At 44.0% G+C, this 19,660-nt stretch carries 12 protein-coding genes; 2 read left to right on the top strand and 10 right to left on the bottom strand.

The genetic code is table 11. The features are described from left to right. Positions 1–97: 97 nt before the first annotated feature. Together rpoC and rpoB are read right to left on the bottom strand one after the other, a co-directional pair. The gene (gene rpoC, locus P8P68_RS08420; protein WP_278275867.1) at positions 98–3,763 is read right to left on the bottom strand and encodes a DNA-directed RNA polymerase subunit beta'; all 3,666 of its coding nucleotides are present in this window, start codon (positions 3,761–3,763) and stop codon (positions 98–100) included. A 32-nt stretch (positions 3,764–3,795) separates the two neighbouring features. After that, positions 3,796–7,407, bottom strand: coding sequence for a DNA-directed RNA polymerase subunit beta (gene rpoB, locus P8P68_RS08415; RefSeq protein WP_278275866.1), 3,612 nt, complete (start codon positions 7,405–7,407; stop codon positions 3,796–3,798). A 442-nt stretch (positions 7,408–7,849) separates the two neighbouring features. Between rpoB and P8P68_RS08410 the strand changes: the two genes are divergently transcribed. Further along, positions 7,850–11,584 carry a pullulanase gene (locus tag P8P68_RS08410; protein WP_278275865.1) on the top strand — a complete coding sequence of 1,245 codons (3,735 nt, stop codon included), beginning with the start codon at positions 7,850–7,852 and terminating at the stop codon, positions 11,582–11,584. Positions 11,585–11,785: 201 nt separating this feature from the next. On the opposite strand, the gene P8P68_RS08405 is transcribed toward P8P68_RS08410, so the two are convergent. The 7 genes from P8P68_RS08405 to P8P68_RS08375 are packed head-to-tail and all read right to left on the bottom strand — an operon-like array spanning position 11,786 to position 17,121. Then, a complete protein-coding gene (locus P8P68_RS08405) occupies positions 11,786–12,550 on the bottom strand; it encodes an amino acid ABC transporter ATP-binding protein (protein ID WP_049505423.1) in 765 nt (254 codons plus the stop codon). A 9-nt stretch (positions 12,551–12,559) separates the two neighbouring features. Continuing rightward, positions 12,560–13,282, bottom strand: a complete 723-nt coding sequence (locus tag P8P68_RS08400) for an amino acid ABC transporter permease (protein WP_000350563.1) — start codon at positions 13,280–13,282, stop codon at positions 12,560–12,562. Between the two features lie 3 nt (positions 13,283–13,285). Further along, positions 13,286–13,978 carry an amino acid ABC transporter permease gene (locus P8P68_RS08395; RefSeq protein ID WP_084849971.1) on the bottom strand — a complete coding sequence of 231 codons (693 nt, stop codon included), beginning with the start codon at positions 13,976–13,978 and terminating at the stop codon, positions 13,286–13,288. A 32-nt stretch (positions 13,979–14,010) separates the two neighbouring features. Continuing rightward, complete coding sequence (locus P8P68_RS08390) at positions 14,011–14,889, bottom strand: transporter substrate-binding domain-containing protein (RefSeq protein WP_000037011.1); 879 nt, start codon at positions 14,887–14,889, stop codon at positions 14,011–14,013. Between the two features lie 11 nt (positions 14,890–14,900). Beyond that, on the bottom strand, positions 14,901–15,899 hold the full coding sequence (locus P8P68_RS08385; RefSeq protein ID WP_070534617.1) for a uroporphyrinogen decarboxylase family protein: 999 nt from the start codon (positions 15,897–15,899) through the stop codon (positions 14,901–14,903). A gap of 2 nt (positions 15,900–15,901) precedes the next feature. Next, a complete protein-coding gene (locus tag P8P68_RS08380; protein WP_070534618.1) occupies positions 15,902–16,105 on the bottom strand; it encodes a hypothetical protein in 204 nt (67 codons plus the stop codon). 11 nt (positions 16,106–16,116) lie between these two features. Next, complete coding sequence (locus P8P68_RS08375; protein WP_278275864.1) at positions 16,117–17,121, bottom strand: uroporphyrinogen decarboxylase family protein; 1,005 nt, start codon at positions 17,119–17,121, stop codon at positions 16,117–16,119. A 367-nt stretch (positions 17,122–17,488) separates the two neighbouring features. On the opposite strand from P8P68_RS08375, the gene P8P68_RS08370 reads away from it, so the two are divergent. Continuing rightward, positions 17,489–18,346 carry a 5'-nucleotidase, lipoprotein e(P4) family gene (locus tag P8P68_RS08370; RefSeq protein ID WP_000703388.1) on the top strand — a complete coding sequence of 286 codons (858 nt, stop codon included), beginning with the start codon at positions 17,489–17,491 and terminating at the stop codon, positions 18,344–18,346. Positions 18,347–18,575: 229 nt separating this feature from the next. Here P8P68_RS08370 and P8P68_RS08365 read toward each other — a convergent pair whose 3' ends face one another. Further along, complete coding sequence (locus P8P68_RS08365; protein WP_000229782.1) at positions 18,576–19,628, bottom strand: LLM class flavin-dependent oxidoreductase; 1,053 nt, start codon at positions 19,626–19,628, stop codon at positions 18,576–18,578. Positions 19,629–19,660 lie beyond the last annotated feature (32 nt).

Here is a 19,660-nt window from a genome sequence, read left to right as displayed (position 1 = left end):
TGGCATTTTAGTTCTTCTATTCTACCACACTTTATGAAAAAGTGGGAAAATTTTCTGAAACAAAACAAAGAGAACCTTTGGGTTCTCTTGTTTGCTTTTATTCTACTGTTTCTTCAACTTGGATTTCCACAACTTCCTCTACAGGAGCAAGTTCTGCCTCTTCTTGTTCTGGAGCCAGATATTCTGCTTCATTGATAGCTTGTGGTTCAAGGTTACGGTAGCGAGCCATACCAGTACCAGCTGGGATGATCTTACCGATGATAACATTTTCCTTGAGTCCAAGGAGATGATCTTTCTTACCACGGATGGCCGCATCTGTAAGGACACGAGTTGTTTCCTGGAAGGAAGCCGCTGACAAGAAACTATTTGTTTCAAGTGAGGCTTTGGTGATTCCCATAAGAACTGGGCGACCAGTCGCTGGAACTCCACCTGCGATAAGAACATCCTTGTTAGCATCTGTAAAGTCGTTGATGTCCATGAGAGTACCCATAAGAAGGTCTGTGTCACCTGGATCCATGACACGAACTTTACGGATCATTTGACGAACCATTACCTCGATGTGCTTGTCACCGATTTCTACCCCTTGGCTACGGTAAACTTTTTGTACTTCACCGAGAAGGTAGGTTTCAACTGACAAGACATCACGAACAGCGAGGAGACGTTTCGGTTGGATAGAACCTTCTGTCAATGCCGCACCGCGAGAGACTTGGTCTCCAACTTCGACGCGCATACGGGCTGTAAATGGTACCACGTATTCGCCTTCTCCAGTTTCACCCTTAACGAAGACTTTCTTGGTACGAGTTGACGCGTCTTCTTCGATAGCTGTAACTTGTCCTTTGACCTCTGTGATGACCGCTTCCCCTTTAGGATTGCGGGCTTCAAAGATTTCTTGGACACGAGGAAGACCCTGAGTGATATCGGTATTTGAGGCAACCCCACCCGTGTGGAAGGTACGCATTGTAAGCTGTGTACCAGGTTCCCCGATAGATTGGGCAGCGATTGTACCAACTGCTTCACCAACTTCAACCGCATCACCAGTCGCCAAGTTGATACCGTAACAGTGACGGCAGACACCATGACGAGTGTTACATGTAAATACGGAACGGATAGTCACTTCTTCCACACCAGCATTGACAATTTCACGCGCCTTGTCTTCTGTAATCAACTCATTTGGACCAATGATCACTGCGCCAGTTTCTGGGTGTTTAACAGTTTTCTTAGTATAACGACCATTGAGACGCTCTTCGAGAGACTCGATCATCTCTTTTCCTTCTGCGATAGAACGGATCAAGAGACCACGGTCTGTTCCACAGTCGTCCTCACGGATGATAACGTCTTGGGCAACGTCAACCAAACGACGAGTCAAGTAACCTGAGTCGGCTGTCTTAAGGGCCGTATCGGTCATACCTTTACGGGCACCGTGAGTTGAGAAGAACATTTCGAGTACTGACAAACCTTCGCGGAAGTTTGAAAGGATTGGCAATTCCATGATACGTCCATTCGGAGCAGCCATCAGACCACGCATACCGGCAAGCTGTGAGAAGTTTGAGATGTTACCACGGGCTCCAGAGTCCATCATCATAACGATTGGGTTCTTAGGATCTTGGTTGGCAATCAAACGTTTCTCCAATTTTTCACGAGCTGCACGCCATTCAGCTGTAACGGCATTGTAACGCTCGTCGTCTGTGATCATACCACGACGGAATTGTTTGGTGATTTGTTCTACACGTTTGTGTGATTCCTCAATGATTTCAGCCTTGTCTTCAACGACTGGAATGTCGGCGATCCCCACTGTCAATCCTGCAAGAGTTGAGTGGTGGTAACCGAGGTTCTTCATACGGTCAAGTAGGGCAGATGTTTCTGTCGTACGGAAACGTTTGAAGATTTCAGCGATGATATTTCCAAGGTTTTTCTTCTTGAATGGAGGGTTGAGTTCAAGGTTGCGAATTGCTTCCTTGATATCTCCACCTAGTGGCAAGAAGTACTTAGCTGGAACACCTTCTGTTAAGTTAGCATTTGTTGGTTCTTGCAAGTAAGGTAGACCCTCTGGCATGATGTCGTTGAAGAGGATTTTACCAACAGTTGTCAGCAAGACCTTGTGTTTTTGCTCTTCTGTCCATGGTTTGTTAAGACTGTCTGTTGCGATACCAACACGTGAGTGGAGGTGAACATAACCATTGCGGTAAGCCATAACAGCTTCGTCACGGTCTTTGAAGACCATTCCTTCACCCTCACGACCAGCTTCTTCCATGGTCAAATAGTAGTTACCCAAAACCATGTCCTGAGATGGAGTAACAACTGGCTTCCCATCTTTCGGGTTCAAGATATGCTCAGCAGCAAGCATGAGGATACGAGCTTCTGCTTGGGCTTCTTCTGAAAGCGGTACGTGGATGGCCATTTGGTCACCGTCAAAGTCGGCATTGTAGGCTTCACAGACAAGTGGGTGCAAGCGAAGGGCCTTACCATCAATCAAGACTGGCTCGAAGGCTTGGATACCCAAACGGTGAAGGGTCGGTGCGCGGTTCAAAAGCACTGGGTGTTCTTTAATCACTTCTTCGAGGATATCCCAGATGCGTTCATCTCCACGTTCCACCAAGCGTTTCGCTGCTTTGACGTTTTGCACGATATCACGGGCAACGATTTCACGCATGACAAATGGTTTAAAGAGCTCGATCGCCATTTCACGCGGCACACCACATTGGTACATCTTAAGAGTTGGACCAACGGCGATAACGGAACGTCCTGAGAAGTCAACACGTTTACCGAGCAAGTTTTGACGGAAGCGTCCTTGTTTCCCTTTAAGCATGTGGCTCAATGATTTGAGTGGACGGCTACCTGGTCCTGTGATCGGGCGACCACGACGACCATTGTCAATCAAAGCGTCAACCGCTTCTTGAAGCATACGCTTCTCATTTTGAACGATGATACCTGGTGCATTCAACTCAAGCAAACGAGCCAAACGGTTGTTACGGTTGATAACACGACGATAAAGGTCGTTCAAGTCAGATGAGGCAAAACGGCCACCATCCAACTGCAACATTGGACGAAGATCTGGTGGAATAACCGGAAGGATGTTGAGAATCATCCATTCAGGTTTGTTTCCAGACTTGTAAAAGGCATCCAAGACATCCAAACGACGGATGGCTTTGACACGTTTTTGTCCAGTAGCTGTTTTCAACTCTTCTTTGAGTTCCGCAATTTCTTTTTCAAGATCTACTTGTTTCAAAAGGTCTTGGATAGCTTCAGCACCCATCTTGGCAACGAATGATCCATAACCATACTCACGCAAGCGTTCACGGTATTCGCGTTCTGTCATGATTGACTTGTGCTCAAGTGGTGTATCCTTCGGATCAATCACCACATAAGCCGCAAAGTAGATAACTTCCTCGAGGGCACGAGGGCTCATATCAAGGGTCAAGCCCATACGGCTTGGAATCCCCTTGAAGTACCAGATGTGAGATACAGGAGCTTTCAACTCGATGTGCCCCATACGCTCACGACGAACTTTTGTACGCGTTACTTCAACCCCACAGCGGTCACAAACAATCCCTCTGTAACGAATGCGTTTGTACTTCCCACAAGCACATTCCCAGTCTTTTGTAGGACCAAAGATGACTTCGTCAAAGAGTCCTTCACGTTCTGGTTTCAAGGTACGGTAATTGATTGTTTCAGGTTTTTTGACTTCTCCATAAGACCATGAACGGACTTTGCTTGGAGAAGCTAGGGTGATTTGCATACTTTTAAAACGATTTACATCAACCACTATTTCTTCCCTTTCTATTCTAAGTGAACTGCTTATTCTTGTTCAGCAGCTTCTTCTGTTGCTTCCGCTTTTGTTGCCTTCTCAGCTTCTTCAGCTTCAAAGGCTGCTTTAGCCTCTTGGGCCGCTTTTTCGCGGGCTTTTTCAAGGTCATCTACGTGGATGACATCTTCGTCCATTCCTTCATCCAAGTCACGAAGTTCCACTTCTTGGTCGTCTTCGTCAAGGACACGCATGTCAAGACCAAGAGATTGCAATTCTTTTACAAGAACTCGGAAGGATTCTGGAACACCTGGTTTTGGAATTGGTTTTCCTTTTGTAATGGCTTCATAAGCTTTCAAACGTCCGTTGATATCGTCAGACTTGTATGTCAAGATTTCTTGGAGAACATTTGACGCACCGTAGGCTTCAAGAGCCCAAACTTCCATCTCACCGAAACGTTGTCCACCAAACTGAGCTTTACCTCCGAGTGGTTGTTGGGTAACGGTTGAGTATGGTCCGACTGAACGCGCGTGCAATTTATCATCAACCATGTGGTGGAGTTTGATCATGTACATGACACCAACTGATACACGGTTATCAAACGGCTCACCTGTACGTCCATCGTAAAGGATTGTCTTAGCATCGCTGTCCATACCTGCTTCTTTAACAGTGTCCCAAAGGTCTTCCGAACTTGCTCCGTCAAAGACTGGTGTTGCGATGTGGATACCAAGAGTACGGGCTGCCATACCAAGGTGGAGCTCCATAACCTGACCGATATTCATACGTGATGGCACCCCAAGTGGGTTCAGCATGATATCGACTGGAGTTCCGTCTGGAAGGTAAGGCATGTCTTCTACAGGAACGATACGAGAGACAACCCCTTTGTTTCCGTGACGTCCGGCCATCTTATCTCCGACCTTGATCTTACGTTTTTGAGCGATGTAGACGCGAACCAGCATGTTAACACCTGATTGCAACTCATCACCATTTGCACGTGTAAAGATTTTAACATCACGAACGACACCATCGGCACCGTGAGGTACACGAAGAGAAGTGTCACGAACTTCACGAGACTTGTCTCCGAAGATAGCGTGCAAGAGACGTTCTTCAGCTGAAAGGTCTTTTTCACCCTTAGGTGTGACTTTACCTACAAGGATATCCCCTTCTTTAACCTCAGCACCGATACGGATAATACCCATTTCGTCAAGGTCTTTAAGAGCATCTTCCCCAACGTTTGGAATTTCACGAGTAATTTCTTCAGGCCCAAGCTTTGTATCGCGCGTTTCTGATTCGTATTCTTCGAGGTGGACAGATGTGTAGACATCGTCTTTGACCAAGCGTTCACTCATGATAACGGCATCCTCGAAGTTGTAACCTTCCCAAGTCATATAGGCAACGATTGGGTTTTGTCCAAGCGCCATTTCCCCTTTTTCCATAGAAGGTCCGTCAGCGATAAAGTCGCCTTTTTCAACGACATCGCCAACTTTAACAAGCGTGCGTTGGTTGTAGGCAGTACCTGAGTTTGAACGACGGAATTTTTGGATGTGGTAAACGTCCAATGAACCATCTTTGCGGCGTACTTCTACCTTGTCAGCATCTGCGTATGTAACTTTACCATCATACTGAGCAATAACAGCAGCACCAGAGTCATGAGCTGCTTGGTATTCCATACCAGTACCAACGTAAGGTGCTTTTGGATCAATCAATGGCACAGCCTGACGTTGCATGTTGGCACCCATGAGGGCACGGTTGGAGTCATCGTTTTCCAAGAAAGGAATACATGCTGTCGCAACGGCAACTACCTGTTTTGGTGACACGTCCATGTAGTCAACCACTTCTGCTGGATACTCTTGGTTGACCCCTTGGTGACGTCCCATGACAACTTTTTCAGCAAAGGTTCCATCTTCGTTAAGACGAGAGTTAGCCTGTGCTACAGTAAATTCATCTTCTTCATCGGCTGTCAACCAAACGATTTCGTTGGTCACAACACCTGTTTCACGGTCAACCTTACGGTATGGTGTTTGAACAAATCCATACTTATTCAAGTGTCCGTAAGATGACAAGTTATTGATCAAACCGATGTTAGGTCCTTCAGGTGTCTCGATTGGACACATACGACCATAGTGAGTGTAGTGCACGTCACGGACTTCATATCCAGCACGGTCACGAGTCAAACCACCAGGCCCCAAGGCTGACAAACGGCGTTTGTGAGACAACTCAGAAAGCGGGTTGTGTTGGTCCATGAACTGTGACAACTGTGATGAACCAAAGAATTCTTTAACCGCAGCTGTTACAGGACGGATATTGATGATTTGTTGTGGTGTTAAAACTTCATTGTCTTGAACAGACATACGTTCACGGACATTACGTTCCATACGAGAAAGTCCAAGACGTACTTGGTTGGCAAGCAATTCACCAACTGCACGGATACGACGGTTCCCAAGGTGGTCGATATCATCCACACGTCCGATACCTTCCGCCAAGTTGAGGAAGTAGCTCATCTCTGCAAGGATATCCGCAGGAGTTACAACACGAACCTTGTCGTCTGGATTGGCATTCCCAATGATGGTTACAACACGATCTGGATCCGTTGGCGCAACCACCTTGAATTTTTGAAGGACAACCGGTCCTGTCAGAACAGCTGCATCGTTTGGAATATAAACAATCTTGTTCAAGTCGCCATCCAAGTGACTCTCGATACTTTCAATCACGCTACGAGTCATAACGGTACCAGCTTCTACCAAGATTTCACCAGTTTCAGGGTCTACCAATGGCTCCGCAATGGTTTGGTTGAGCAAGCGTGTTTTGATGTTGAGTTTTTTATTGATCTTGTAACGACCAACGGCTGCCAAGTCATAGCGACGTGGGTCAAAGAAACGCGCTACAAGCAAGCTACGTGAGCTTTCAGCAGTCTTAGGCTCACCTGGACGAAGGCGTTCATAAATTTCTTTCAAAGCTTCGTCTGTACGAGAGTCCATTGGATTCTTGTGGATATCTTTTTCAACGGTGTTGCGAACCAATTCGCTGTCACCGAAGATATCAAAGATTTCATCATCACCTGAGAAACCAAGCGCACGAACTAAGGTCGTAAATGGAATCTTACGAGTACGATCGATACGAGTATAAGCGATATCTTTTGAGTCGCTTTCAAGTTCCAACCAAGCTCCACGGTTAGGGATAACAGTTGAGCCGTATCCCACTTTACCGTTCTTGTCTACTTTGTCATTAAAGTAAACACCTGGTGAGCGAACCAACTGAGAAACGATAATACGTTCACCACCATTGATGATGAAAGTACCCATTTCGGTCATGATTGGGAAATCACCAAAGAAGACTTCTTGGGTCTTGATTTCGCCTGTTTCTTTATTGATCAAGCGGAAGGTTACAAAAATTGGTGCTGAGTAGCTAGCATCGTGGATACGTGCTTCTTCGAGCGTGTATTTTGGTTCCTTGATTTCATAGCCAACAAATTCCAACTCCATTGTGTCTGTGAAGTTTGAAATTGGCAATACATCTTCAAATACTTCCTTAAGACCGTGATCTAGGAAATCTTTGAATGAATCCGTTTGAATTTCAATCAAATTTGGTAAGTCAAGAACTTCTTTGATTCTTGAAAAACTACGACGGGTACGATGTTTCCCGTATTGAACGTCATGTCCTGCCAAGATGATTCTCCTTTGTAAATAAATTCCAAGCCTTGTCAATCAGGCTTTTCTAATCGTCATATGGTTTTAAAAACCCCTATCACCGTGTCCCTTTGATGAATTTTCAGAATCTTTAAATTTTTGTTACAAGCACTCAAAAACCTGAAAAAAAGCACAAAAAGAGCAGCTAAATCTGACTTTTTCAGAAGATTTAACTGCTGTGAGCCTTGTCTGGACAATATTTCAGACAAAACCTACGACAAATGATTATTCATATTATACCTTATTTAGCTAGATTTTTCAAGGTTTTTTTACTATTTTTTTAACAATCTTTTCCTATATATTATTTTAAAATTTCAAGAGAATGAAGCATTATATTTTCTCTCAAAAATCAGGAAAACGCTTGCACTAATATTTACCTCGTGCTATACTGATAAGGAACAACTACACAAGGAGAATTGTGATGAAAAAGATCCCATCTCAAACTGAGAAAAAAATGATTTATGGTATCCGTTCCTTGAAGAACGGAACTGGTTCTGTCCTTATTGGTGCCAGCATTGTCTTGCTTTCTGCTACAATGCCAACTATTTCGGCCAACGAAAACCTTCCTCAAACTCAGGAAAATACCAGCGCTGTGACCAAGGCCCCTACTGAGACTGAAACGAGTCAAACTCAAAAGGAAACGCCTATTTCTGAACAAAAGAATGCAAACGCTTCCCTTGATTCTAAAAAGGAAGCTACAGCTGCGGAAACTACTACGGCTGTGGAAACTACTACAGCACCCGAAACATCTAAAACAGAAGATGCTACTACAAGCCAGACTAACAGCAAGGAAGAGAAAGTAGAGGCCAGCACTTCGACACCAACTTCAGATCAAAAACCACAAGCAGACACATCTTTTGAAGAACCAATCGCAGACAACCACTTCCGCATCCATGTAAAAAAACTCCCTGAAGAAAACAAAGATTCTCAAGGTCTTTGGACTTGGGATGATGTTGAAAAGCCGTCTGAAAACTGGCCCAATGGAGCCAAGTCCTTCAAGGATGCCAAGCAAGATGACTACGGCTATTACCTAGATGTCAAACTCAAAAATGAGCAAGCCAAGAAAGTCAGCTTCCTTATCAACAATACCAAGGGGGATAACCTGACAGGGGACCGTTCTGTAGAGCGCCTCTCTCCAAAAATGAATGAGGCTTGGCTAGATGAAAACTACAAGGTATACAATTATCGACCTCAACCAGCAGGAACTGTCCGTGTCAACTACTACCGCACCGATGGCAACTATGACAAAAAATCTCTTTGGTATTGGGGCGATGTCAAGAATCCAAGTAGCGGAGAATGGCCTGACGGGACAGACTTTACTGCAACTGGAAAATATGGCCGCTACATTGATATTCCACTCAATGAAGCTGCAAGAGAATTCGGATTTTTATTACTAGACGAAAGCAAGAAAGGCGATGATGTGAAAATCAGAAAAGAAGATTATAAATTCACTGATCTAAAAAATCACAGTCAAATCTTCCTCAAAGATGATGACGAAACCATCTACACCAACCCTTACTATGTACACGATATTCGCATGACTGGTGCCCAACATGTGGCTAAGTCTCGTATCGAAAGCAGTTTTTCTACCCTTGTTGGAGCTAAGAAAGACGATATCCTTAAACGCTCTAATATCACTGATCATCAAGGGAACAAAGTAACCATTACTGATATCAAGGTTGATGAAGCAGGTAAAAAAGTGACCTACATCGGAGACTTCTCTGACACCCAACACCCTTACACAGTCAGCTACGATTCAGACCGCTTTACGACACGTTCAAGCTGGCGCCTCAAGGATGAGACCTACAGTTACGACGGTCCACTCGGTGCAACCCTAAAAGAAGATGGCAAGCGTGTTGACCTCACCCTCTGGTCTCCAAGTGCTGATAAGGTTTCCGTTGTTGTCTATGACAAGAAAGATCCTGAAAAGGTAGTTGGAACTGTCGCCCTTGAAAAAGGAGAAAAAGGAACCTGGAAACAAACTCTGGATGCAAACTCTGGTCTCGGTATCAGCAACTACACTGGCTACTACTACCACTACCAGATCGAGCGCCAAGATAAAACTGTCCTCGTTCTTGATCCTTATGCCAAATCACTAGCAGCCTGGAACAGCGACCTTGCAAAAACAGACGCTGCCCATAAAGTCGCTAAAGCCGCCTTTGTTGACCCAGCCAAACTAGGCCCACAAGACTTGACCTACGGGAAGATTCGCAACTTCAAATCGCGCGAAGATGCTGTCATCTATGAAGCCCATGTTCGTGACTTCACCTCAGATCCTGCCATCGCAAAAGACTTGACCAAGCCATTTGGTACCTTTGAAGCCTTTATCGAAAAACTGGACTATCTCAAAGACTTGGGTGTGACCCACATCCAGCTCCTTCCAGTCTTGTCCTACTACTTTGTCAATGAATTGAAGAACCAAGAACGTTTGTCTGCCTACGCTTCAAGCAACAGTAATTACAACTGGGGATATGACCCTCAAAACTACTTCTCCTTGACTGGTATGTACTCTAGCGATCCTAAGGATCCAGAAAAACGAATCGCAGAATTCAAAAACCTCATCAACGAAATCCACAAACGTGGCATGGGAGCTATCTTGGATGTGGTCTACAACCATACTGCCAACGTTGATATTTTTGAGGATATTGAGCCAAACTACTATCACTTTATGGACGCAGACGGAACCCCACGTACTAGCTTTGGTGGTGGACGTTTGGGAACTACCCACTACATGTCTAAACGTGTCTTGGTAGACTCTATCAAGTATTTGGTCGAAACCTACAAAGTAGATGGTTTCCGCTTTGATATGATGGGTGACCACGATGCGGCTTCTATCGAAGAAGCTTACAAGGCTGCACGCGCCCTCAATCCAAATCTTATCATGTTAGGTGAAGGCTGGAGAACCTATACTGGTGATGAAAATACGCCTGTACAACCTGCTGACCAAGATTGGATGAAGAAAACAGATACTGTCGCTGTCTTTTCAGACGACATCCGTAACAACCTCAAGTCTGGCTATCCAAACGAAGGTCAACCTGCCTTTATCACAGGTGGCAAACGCGATATCAATACCATCTTTAAAAATCTCATTGCCCAACCAACTAACTTTGAGGCTGACAATCCTGGAGATGTTATCCAGTATATCGCAGCCCATGATAACTTGACCCTCTTTGACATTATTGCTCAGTCTATCAAAAAAGACCCAAGCAAGGCTGAAAACTACGCTGAGATCCATCGTCGTTTGCGACTTGGAAACCTCATGGTCTTGACTGCTCAAGGAACCCCGTTTATCCACTCTGGTCAGGAATACGGACGTACCAAACAATTCCTTGATCCAGCCTATAAGACCCCTGTTCCAGACGATAAGGTTCCAAACAAGTCTCACTTGTTGCGTGACAAGGACGGCAAGCCATTTGTCTATCCTTACTTTATCCATGACTCTTACGACTCTAGTGATGCTGTCAACAAGTTTGATTGGACCAAGGCAACAGATGGCAAAGCTTATCCTGAAAATGTCAAGAGCCGTGACTACATGAAAGGATTGATCGCTCTTCGTCAATCTACAGACGCCTTCCGACTCAAGAGTCTACAAGATATCAAAGAGCGCGTCCGACTCATTACTGTCCCAGGCCAAAATGGTGTTGAAAAAGAAGACGTGGCCATCGGCTACCAAATCACCGCTCCAAATGGAGATATCTACGCTGTCTTTGTCAATGCAGATGATAAGTCTCGCGAATTTACTCTAGGAACTGCATTTGCTCACTTGAGAAAAGCTGAAGTCCTGGCAGATGAAAACCAAGCAGGACCAGTAGGAATTGCTAAACCTCAGGGTCTTAAATGGACTGAAAAAGGCTTGAAATTGAACGCCCTCACTGCCGTTGTTCTCCGCTTGTCTCAAGGTGGTGCTATTGTCGCCCCAGCTGTGGAAGAAAAACCAGAATTTGATCTTTCTAGCTTGGAAGTTGAACCAGAACAAGGCCAAGCTCAAAACCTAGCAGCCAATCCTGAAACTCAAGAAACTGCTACAGAGGCTCGCTCTCAGAACCTCCTTCCAAACACAGGAACTGAGAGCAAATCACTTCTTGCCCTTGCTGGATTCAGCATCCTTGCCCTTCTCGGACTTGGATGGTTGATGAAAAACAAGAAAGAGAACTGATAATCAATGAAAATCAAAGAGTAAACTAGGAAGCTAGCCGCAGGCTGCTCAAAGCACAGCTTTGAGGTTGTTGATAAGGCAAAGCTGACCTGATTTAAAGAGATTTTCAAAGAATATAACCTAGCCCTCCTATAGAAAAACACCCCATGATTAGAAGAATCTTCTAGTCATGGGGTGTTCTTTTTATGATACACTTATCCATCAAATCATATATTCTACACTATAGGTAGCATCTGATAAGATACGCGCCAGGAACTGCTTGGTTCGTTCTTCCTGCGGACGACTAAAGAAATCGTGGGGATTGTTCTCCTCTACGATACGGCCTCCATCCATAAAAACAACGTGGTTAGCGACATCTCTAGCAAATCCCATCTCATGTGTGACGACCACCATGGTCACACCTTCTCCCGCCAACTGTTTCAGAACATCCAAAACATCTCCAACCAACTCAGGGTCTAGTGCAGATGTTGGTTCATCTAGCAAAATGACCTCGGGCTTGACGGCAATGGCACGCGCAATTCCTATTCGTTGTTGTTGCCCTCCAGATAGTTGTGAAGGGTAGTAGTCTTTGTAGGCCAGTAAACCAACTTTTTCCAAGGCAGATTCTGCACGTTTAAGTGCTTCTTCCTTGGGAACTTTACGAGCTACGATTAGACCTTCTAGAATATTTTCCAGAGCAGTTTTATTTGCAAAAAGATTGTAGTGTTGAAAAACAAAGGCTGTTTTTTGGCGAATTTCTAGAATGTCTTTCTTGCTTAATTTGGCCAAATCATAAGTTTTTCCTGCCAAGGTCAAACGGCCACTGTCAGCTTTTTCTAAGTGGTTGAGACAACGGAGAAAGGTCGTTTTCCCCGAACCTGATGGCCCTAAGATAACGACGACATCCCCTTGGTTGACCTGGAGATTGACATCCTCCAGCACCTGCCTCTCACCAAATGTTTTTGCGATATGTTCTACTTGTAACATCCTGTCCTCCTATACAAAACGCGCGCTAGATGCTTTTGCACTCTTTTCTTTTTTCACATAGCCTTTTTCCAGTAGGGAGAAGCCCCACTGAATCAAACCACAGATCAAAATATACTGCAAAAAAATCACAAAATAAGACTCAAAATACTGGTAACCGTAGGACGCTTCTACACGAGCAATAGCGGTGATGTCCTTGATGGTCATAACAAAGACCAGAGAGGTCCCTTTGACGATATTGATCACCAGATTGGCTAAGTTAGGCAAGGCTGAGCGCAAGGCTTGAGGAAAAACAATCCTTAGATAGGCCTGGGTTGTAGTCAAGCCAATCGCATGCGCTGCCTCTAGTTGTCCCTTGTCCACCGTCAAGATAGCTGAGCGCAAAATCTCCGATAAACTCCCGACTGTCATCAAACTATAAATGATAAAGGCATAGTAGAGAGGATCAAGCTTGAAAATATCAAAGTCACTGCCTATGCTTTTGAGAAATTGATTCAGCAGGCTTGGAAACAAACTATAAAAGAAGAGAATCAATAAAATCGGTGGTGTCGCTCGGATAAAAGCCAGATAGACCAGAGAAAAACTCCTCACCCCTCGAACCTTGTAGATCTGCCCCAAGGCTAAAAATAGAGCCGGTAAAAAGCTTAAGACCATAGCCACAATCATGATAATCAAGGTGATTGGCACACCCTTCAAGGTCTCCAGAAAGGTCTTTACAATATAGTCTATATCCATTTCTTACCTCCCTTTTGTTTCCAAAGACTTCTCAAGCAAACGACTCAAGCTAGAAATAACCAAGGCAATCCCCCAGTAAAGAAGCGCAACTGCCGTATAGGTTTCCAGAGAGTAGTTCCCTAAATTGCGACTGATCAAGAGATTCCCCGCCCCCATAACATCAACAAAACCAATCGTATAGGCCAAGGCAGCATCCCGCATGAGATTGAGAACAGCAGTCGTTATATTGGGAAGAGCAACTTGAAAAGCTTGGGGAAAAATGATTCTCCAAAAAGTCTGACTTGGAGTCAAACCAATACTAAGCCCGGCCTCTGCCTGCCCCTTTGGAATAGCTTGATAGGCCGCCTTGAAAACCTCGGCAACAATAGCCGCAAACAAGAGAATCATCGTCAAGAGAACAAAAATAGTTTTAGACCAGTTGTTGATGTCCAAACCAAGCCACCATTTCAGAAATTCTGGCAAGCCATAAAAGACTAGAAAAAGCAAGACAATCGGCGGTGTACAACGTAGGGTAAAGATATAGCCTTTGGAAATCGCTGCAAAACTCTTGTCTTCTCCTACTTGCGCCCAGGCCAAGAGACCTCCAAAAAGGGAACCAAGAAGAGTGGTAAAAAAGAGAATGGACAAGGTCATAGGAAGTGCCTGCCATAAGGTTGGCAAAAACTGAAAGACCTTGGAAAAATCATAAGAAACCATGCAAAACCCTTTCTAGTCTTGGAATTTCTGGTCTAGTCTTTGTCTACGTAACTAAAGACATCTTCTTTAAAGTATTGCTGAGATAGCTTAGCAAGCGTGCCATCTTCCTTCAACTCTTTGATTGCTTTTTCATATTCTTTAGCGAATTTCTCACCCTTTTCATCACGGTGAATCAAGGGATAAGTTGGAATACCCTTGTATGGGAACCAGCTGAGTTTATCCGCATATTGGTGGTAAGGGCCATCTTCTGCGGTAACTGCTTTTTCAAAGGACAGTTTGATATCAAAGAAGGCGTCATAACGTCCTTCTAAGACCCAGGCATAGGCATCTGCCACTTTAAAGGATTCAGCTGCTGTTAGCTCAATCGGTGCATCCTGATGTTTTTCATTGTAGCTGGTGATAACATTCCATTGAGCATTCTGTGGAGAGATGGGAACCAATTTCCCTTTATTCTTAGCAAAGTCATCAATGGTTTTGTATTTCTGTTCATCTTCTTTTCTGACAGTAAATCCGATGATGCTCGCTCCGACTGGTTCAGATGGAATGACAAACTTTTTAGCTCGTTCATCTGTGTACCAAGCTCCCTTGGTTCCGATGTCATACTTACCTGATTCCAGACCAATCAAGAGGTCATCATCACTGGTACCCGTATATTCAAATTGATAGTTTGCCAACTTCTCATCAACAGCCTTCAAAACAGCTACCTCATAACCATCTGATTCCCCTTTTTCATTGACAAAGTCATAAGGTACATAGTTTTGTGTATGGGCAACCTTCAAGGTTATAACTTCAGCAGACGAAGCCGTTTCTCCATCCTTGGCTGGAGCACCAGCTAAACTTCTCCCGATAATCGTTGCCCCAATTACTACAACCACTGCTACACCACCGATAATCCATGCTTTTTTACTCATCTTTTTCTCCTTTAGTTTTCAAGCGCTTCTCTCACCCACTGGATACGTTCAACTGCGATATCACTTGGAATGGTACAATCTGCCCCAAGTACCAAGCCCTGTTCCCCAGCTTCTGCAACTAGTTTCTTTGCTTCAGCCTGAATGGCATCCTTGCTACCAGTATACAGTAAGCCTGTCTTGCCATTTTCAAATCCTCCAAGAACCGTACGTCCCTTGAAAATCTCACGACCTTCCTTGAGAGTGACTCCCTCTGGTCCTACAGCCCAGTTAAAGACTTGGGCTGGATAGTCTGCAAAAAGGTGAATATCATTTCGCGCCCCCTCGTAGCCACAGATATGAAGAACAGTAACACCACCAACAGCACTAGCTGCTTCCAGAACCGTTATCTCGCTAGGTGCAATGACAGCTTGATACTCTGCTGCCGACACTCGTTGATCTTGGATACTCTGCACGCTGAGGTAGATTCCATCAGCACCAGCCTCTTCGATGACAGCTCGACTGAGACTCTCAATATCTTCTGCAATCACATCCAACACCTTTTTAAGGGCTTCAGGATCTTCCACCAGAAAGTCCGCAATAAGGTCATCGCCACCAGACACTTCCCCAAGCAACCACTTGAGATAGGTCACAGGAGCAAAAATATTGTAAATCGCAACGATATCTTCTGTAAACTCTTGCTTGATTTTCTTAACCAAATCCACCTGCTCTTTTATCCAAGAATGATCTGGCCCGAGTGGTTGAATGGTTGCCAATTCTTGAAGTGATTTGCCTTTGGCAATCGCTGGATTTGGATAAGCAAAGTAGCCATCACTCATGAGTTTGATAAAGTCCGGCTGAACTTCTCGGATAAAGCGCTTATGGCCCTCGATATTCTTCTCGATAATGGCTGGATTTGAGAAACCGTGTAGCCATTCGTCTTCGGATGTGAAATGGTGCCAAAAACCAACTGGCACACGATCAACCTTTTCACCTCTAAATGCTTTTAAAACCCATTCTTTTTTTTCTGACATTCTTATTCTCCATTTCTTACTTTTTCAACTAATAAACTGCTTGCGATATCATTCGAGCGTAGAAAGGGGAGACTGAACTTGGAAAAATCCTGAACTCCACGACATCTCTCTCCATTTTTACAATGCCCATTTTTTACGACACTTATGGCAACCAAAGCCAGCAAACCGACAACTGCAATGAAGATGCACCATCTTTTACTTTTCATAGCTCCTCCTTTTAGAGAACAGCTGCCTGCCGAATCCAGTCCAACCTCTCTAAGTCAAAGTCATCTGGAACAGTACAGTCAGCTCCCAGAAGAACTCCTTTACTACCAGCTTCAGCCAGCAACCGTCTTGTTTCATTTTGCAATTCCGCCTTGGAACCTTGATAAAGCAAGCTTTTCTTGCCATTTTCAAATCCACCTAAAACGGCCTTGCCTGTAAACAACTCTTGACCCTGTGTCAAGCTAACATCCTCATGGTGGGTCGCCCAGTTGACCACTTGAGCCGGATAGTCCTTAAATATCGTCACATCATTGCTCGCACCTTCAAAACCACAGATATGGAGGATATTGGTCCCACCAACCTGATTGGCAGCCTCCAAAATCGCTATATTGCTCGGTTCGATATAGGTTTGGTAGAGTGCTGGTGTGATGCGCTCATCTTGAATTTCCTGGGTGCTGAGATAAATCCCATCAACTCCACCTTGCTGGATGATTTTCTGAGTTAAGGAAGCAATGTCTCCTGCAATCACATCTAGAATTGCTCTGAATTGCTCAGGATTTTCAAGCAATAGGTCAGCCACTTCCCTATCTCCTCGAGAAGTTTCTGTACGGAACCAGCGCTTGAGGTAGGAGATAGGTGAAAAGATATTGTAGAAAGAAGCAATCTCTTCTGTAAAGGTCTCTCGAATCGCTTGTACCACTTCCACCTGTTGCTGAATCCATGGGTGTTCATCACCAATTGACTCAATAGAAGTCAGCTCCTGAATGCTTGCAATCTTAGGATTATAGACATTACTTGGATAAAGGAAAAAACCATCGCTCATAATTTTGACAAAATCAGGACGAATCCTTTCCACATAGTTGCGATGCCCATCAACACTTTTTTGAAAGATACGTGGATTATTTAATCCCTGCCCCTTTTCTTCGAGTGTTACAAAATGAAACCAAAATCCGACAGGAACTCTTTCCACTTCATCGCCTCGAATCGCTCTAAAGACTAGATCTCTTTTACTTGCCATACCTCTCTCCTTCCATTTGGATTGAAACCATCTTACCACTCCTTTTCCCCTTTTCCCAATATATATTGACTATCAACTCGATTGAAAATTTTTATATCTATAAAGAAAAAAATCCCTGAAAAGCTTGATGTTACTAGCCTTTCAAAGATTCACTTTATTTTCATCTATTTTTCAAAAAGGAACTGATATAGATTTTCTATCAAGCCGATTGAATTTTTTTATATCCATCTTCATTCCCAAATTAAGTACATAATTTTATCCTAATACCAAATTACTACTGAAAAATTTCTTTTCTCTCGATATTTCCTTGCACAAATCCTGTGAAAACGCTACAATATTAATAGACTATTATTAGGAGGATGGGATTATGAAAATATCCAAAGTTACCATTACAATTGCTTCTACACTTACTTCCGTCATTTTACTGACTGGCTGTGGCACAAATTCGGCAAATTCACAGACAACACAAAGTAGTACATCTGATAATCAGGTTACCATGACCTATGATCAGTTGCGTTCAAGAGAAAATACTATGTCAACTCTTTGGTATCAAAAAGCAGCTGAGACCAAGGCACTCTATCTACAAGGTTACAATGTCGCTACTGATCGTTTGAAAGAACTACTAAAAACACAGACAGATAAACCCTACTCTATCGTTTTGGACTTAGACGAAACCGTATTAGACAATAGCCCTTATCAAGCTCAAAATGTCAAAGACGGAACAGCATTTACCCCAGAAAACTGGGATGTCTGGGTAAAAAAAGCCGCAGCCAAGGCTGTACCAGGTGCTAAAGACTTTCTCCAATTTGCAGACCAAAACGGTGTCCAAATTTACTATGTATCTGACCGCACGATAGATCAGGTAGATGATACGATCAAAAACCTAGAAAACGAAGGAATTCCTGTACAAAGCCGCGATCATCTCATGTTCTTAGAAAAAGGCGTCAAATCTAAAGAAGGTCGTAGACAAGCAGTCCAAGAAAAAACCAACTTAGTCATGCTACTAGGAGACAATCTTGTGGACTTTGCAGAGTTTTCAAAGACCTCTGAAACTGAGCGCAACCAAAAATTAGAGGAATTACAAAAAGAGTTTGGTGAGAAATTCATCATTTTCCCTAACCCAATGTACGGATCATGGGAAAGCACTGTTTACAATGGTAATAAATTGGATGCCAAGGGTCAAACTGAAGAGCGACAAAAAAACTTACAAGGTTTTGATAAATAAAATAAGAGAGCTATCTACCAGTTTACACCAACCACAAGATATCGTATTTGCGAGAATATCAAAAAAGACGATTTCCAAGCGGAAATCGTCTTTTTTACTATTTTATCTTGTACTTGGTATAAACTAGTATATATTCCACTAGATAGTATGCTCTATCACTTGTACCACTTCCACCTGTTGCTGAATCCATGGGTGTTCCTCACCAATCGACTCAACTGATTGAATTTTTTTATAACCCCTCTTTCATGGCAAAGTATGCTCGTACTTTTGGAGCCACTTGTGTGCCGAAGAGTTCAATAGCTCTCAAAACTTGATCATGTGGCATAGAACCAAGCGGTAGATGGAGCATGAAACGGTCCAAGTCTAAATCCTCAATCATGCGAATCAATTTTTCTGCCACCTGATCTGGATTGCCCACAAACATGGCACCATTTGGTCCAACTTGCTCCAAATATTGCTCATAGGTCAACTCCTGCCAGTGCGGACGGTCCTTGGAAATTGCATCCACCACTTGCTTGGTCGGATGGAAATAATCTTTGACAGCCTGCTCGCCATCTTCCGAAATCCAGCCCCAAGAATGAGCACCCACCTTCAGGTCTTTCTCCGCATGACCGGCTTCCCTACCAATCTCACGATAAGCTTGAATCAGCTTTTTAAAATAACGTGGATTGCCACCGATAATGGCATAGACAATCGGCAACCCCGCCTGAGCAATCTTCACTGTTGACTCTACATGACCTCCTGTCGCCACCCACAATGGCAATTTGTCCTGAACAGGACGAGGATAGACTTCTTTTCCAGCGATGCTTTGAGTCAATTGTCCCTGCCAGTTCACTTTGGTGCTTTCATTTGCCAGCTGAAGCAGGTCTAACTTTTCATCAAAAAGAGCTTCATAGTCTTTCAAGTCATAGCCAAACAGAGGGAAGGATTCGGTAAATGAACCACGACCTGCCATAATCTCTGCCCGTCCATTTGACAAGGCATCGATGGTAGCATATTGTTGGAACAAGCGAATCGGATCCATACTCGAGAGAATGCTGACCGAACTAGTCAAACGAATCTTTTTGGTATTGACTGCCCCAGCTGCAAGAATAATCTCTGGCGCCGATACCGCAAAGTCCTCCCGATGATGCTCCCCAATCCCGTACACATCCAAACCAACCTTATCAGCCAGCTCAATTTCTGCCACCAACTGACGAATGCGTTCATCATGACTGTAAATCTGCCCAGTCGCTTCCAGAGCGGTTGTTTCACCAAATGTTGAAATTCCTAATTCTACCATACTGTTTCCTCGCTATCTCTTTTAGTTTTTAG

It is taken from the genome of Streptococcus sp. D7B5 (assembly GCF_029691405.1).
Classification (GTDB): Bacteria; Bacillota; Bacilli; order Lactobacillales; family Streptococcaceae; genus Streptococcus.
This window is presented reverse-complemented; position numbering and strand designations above follow the sequence as displayed.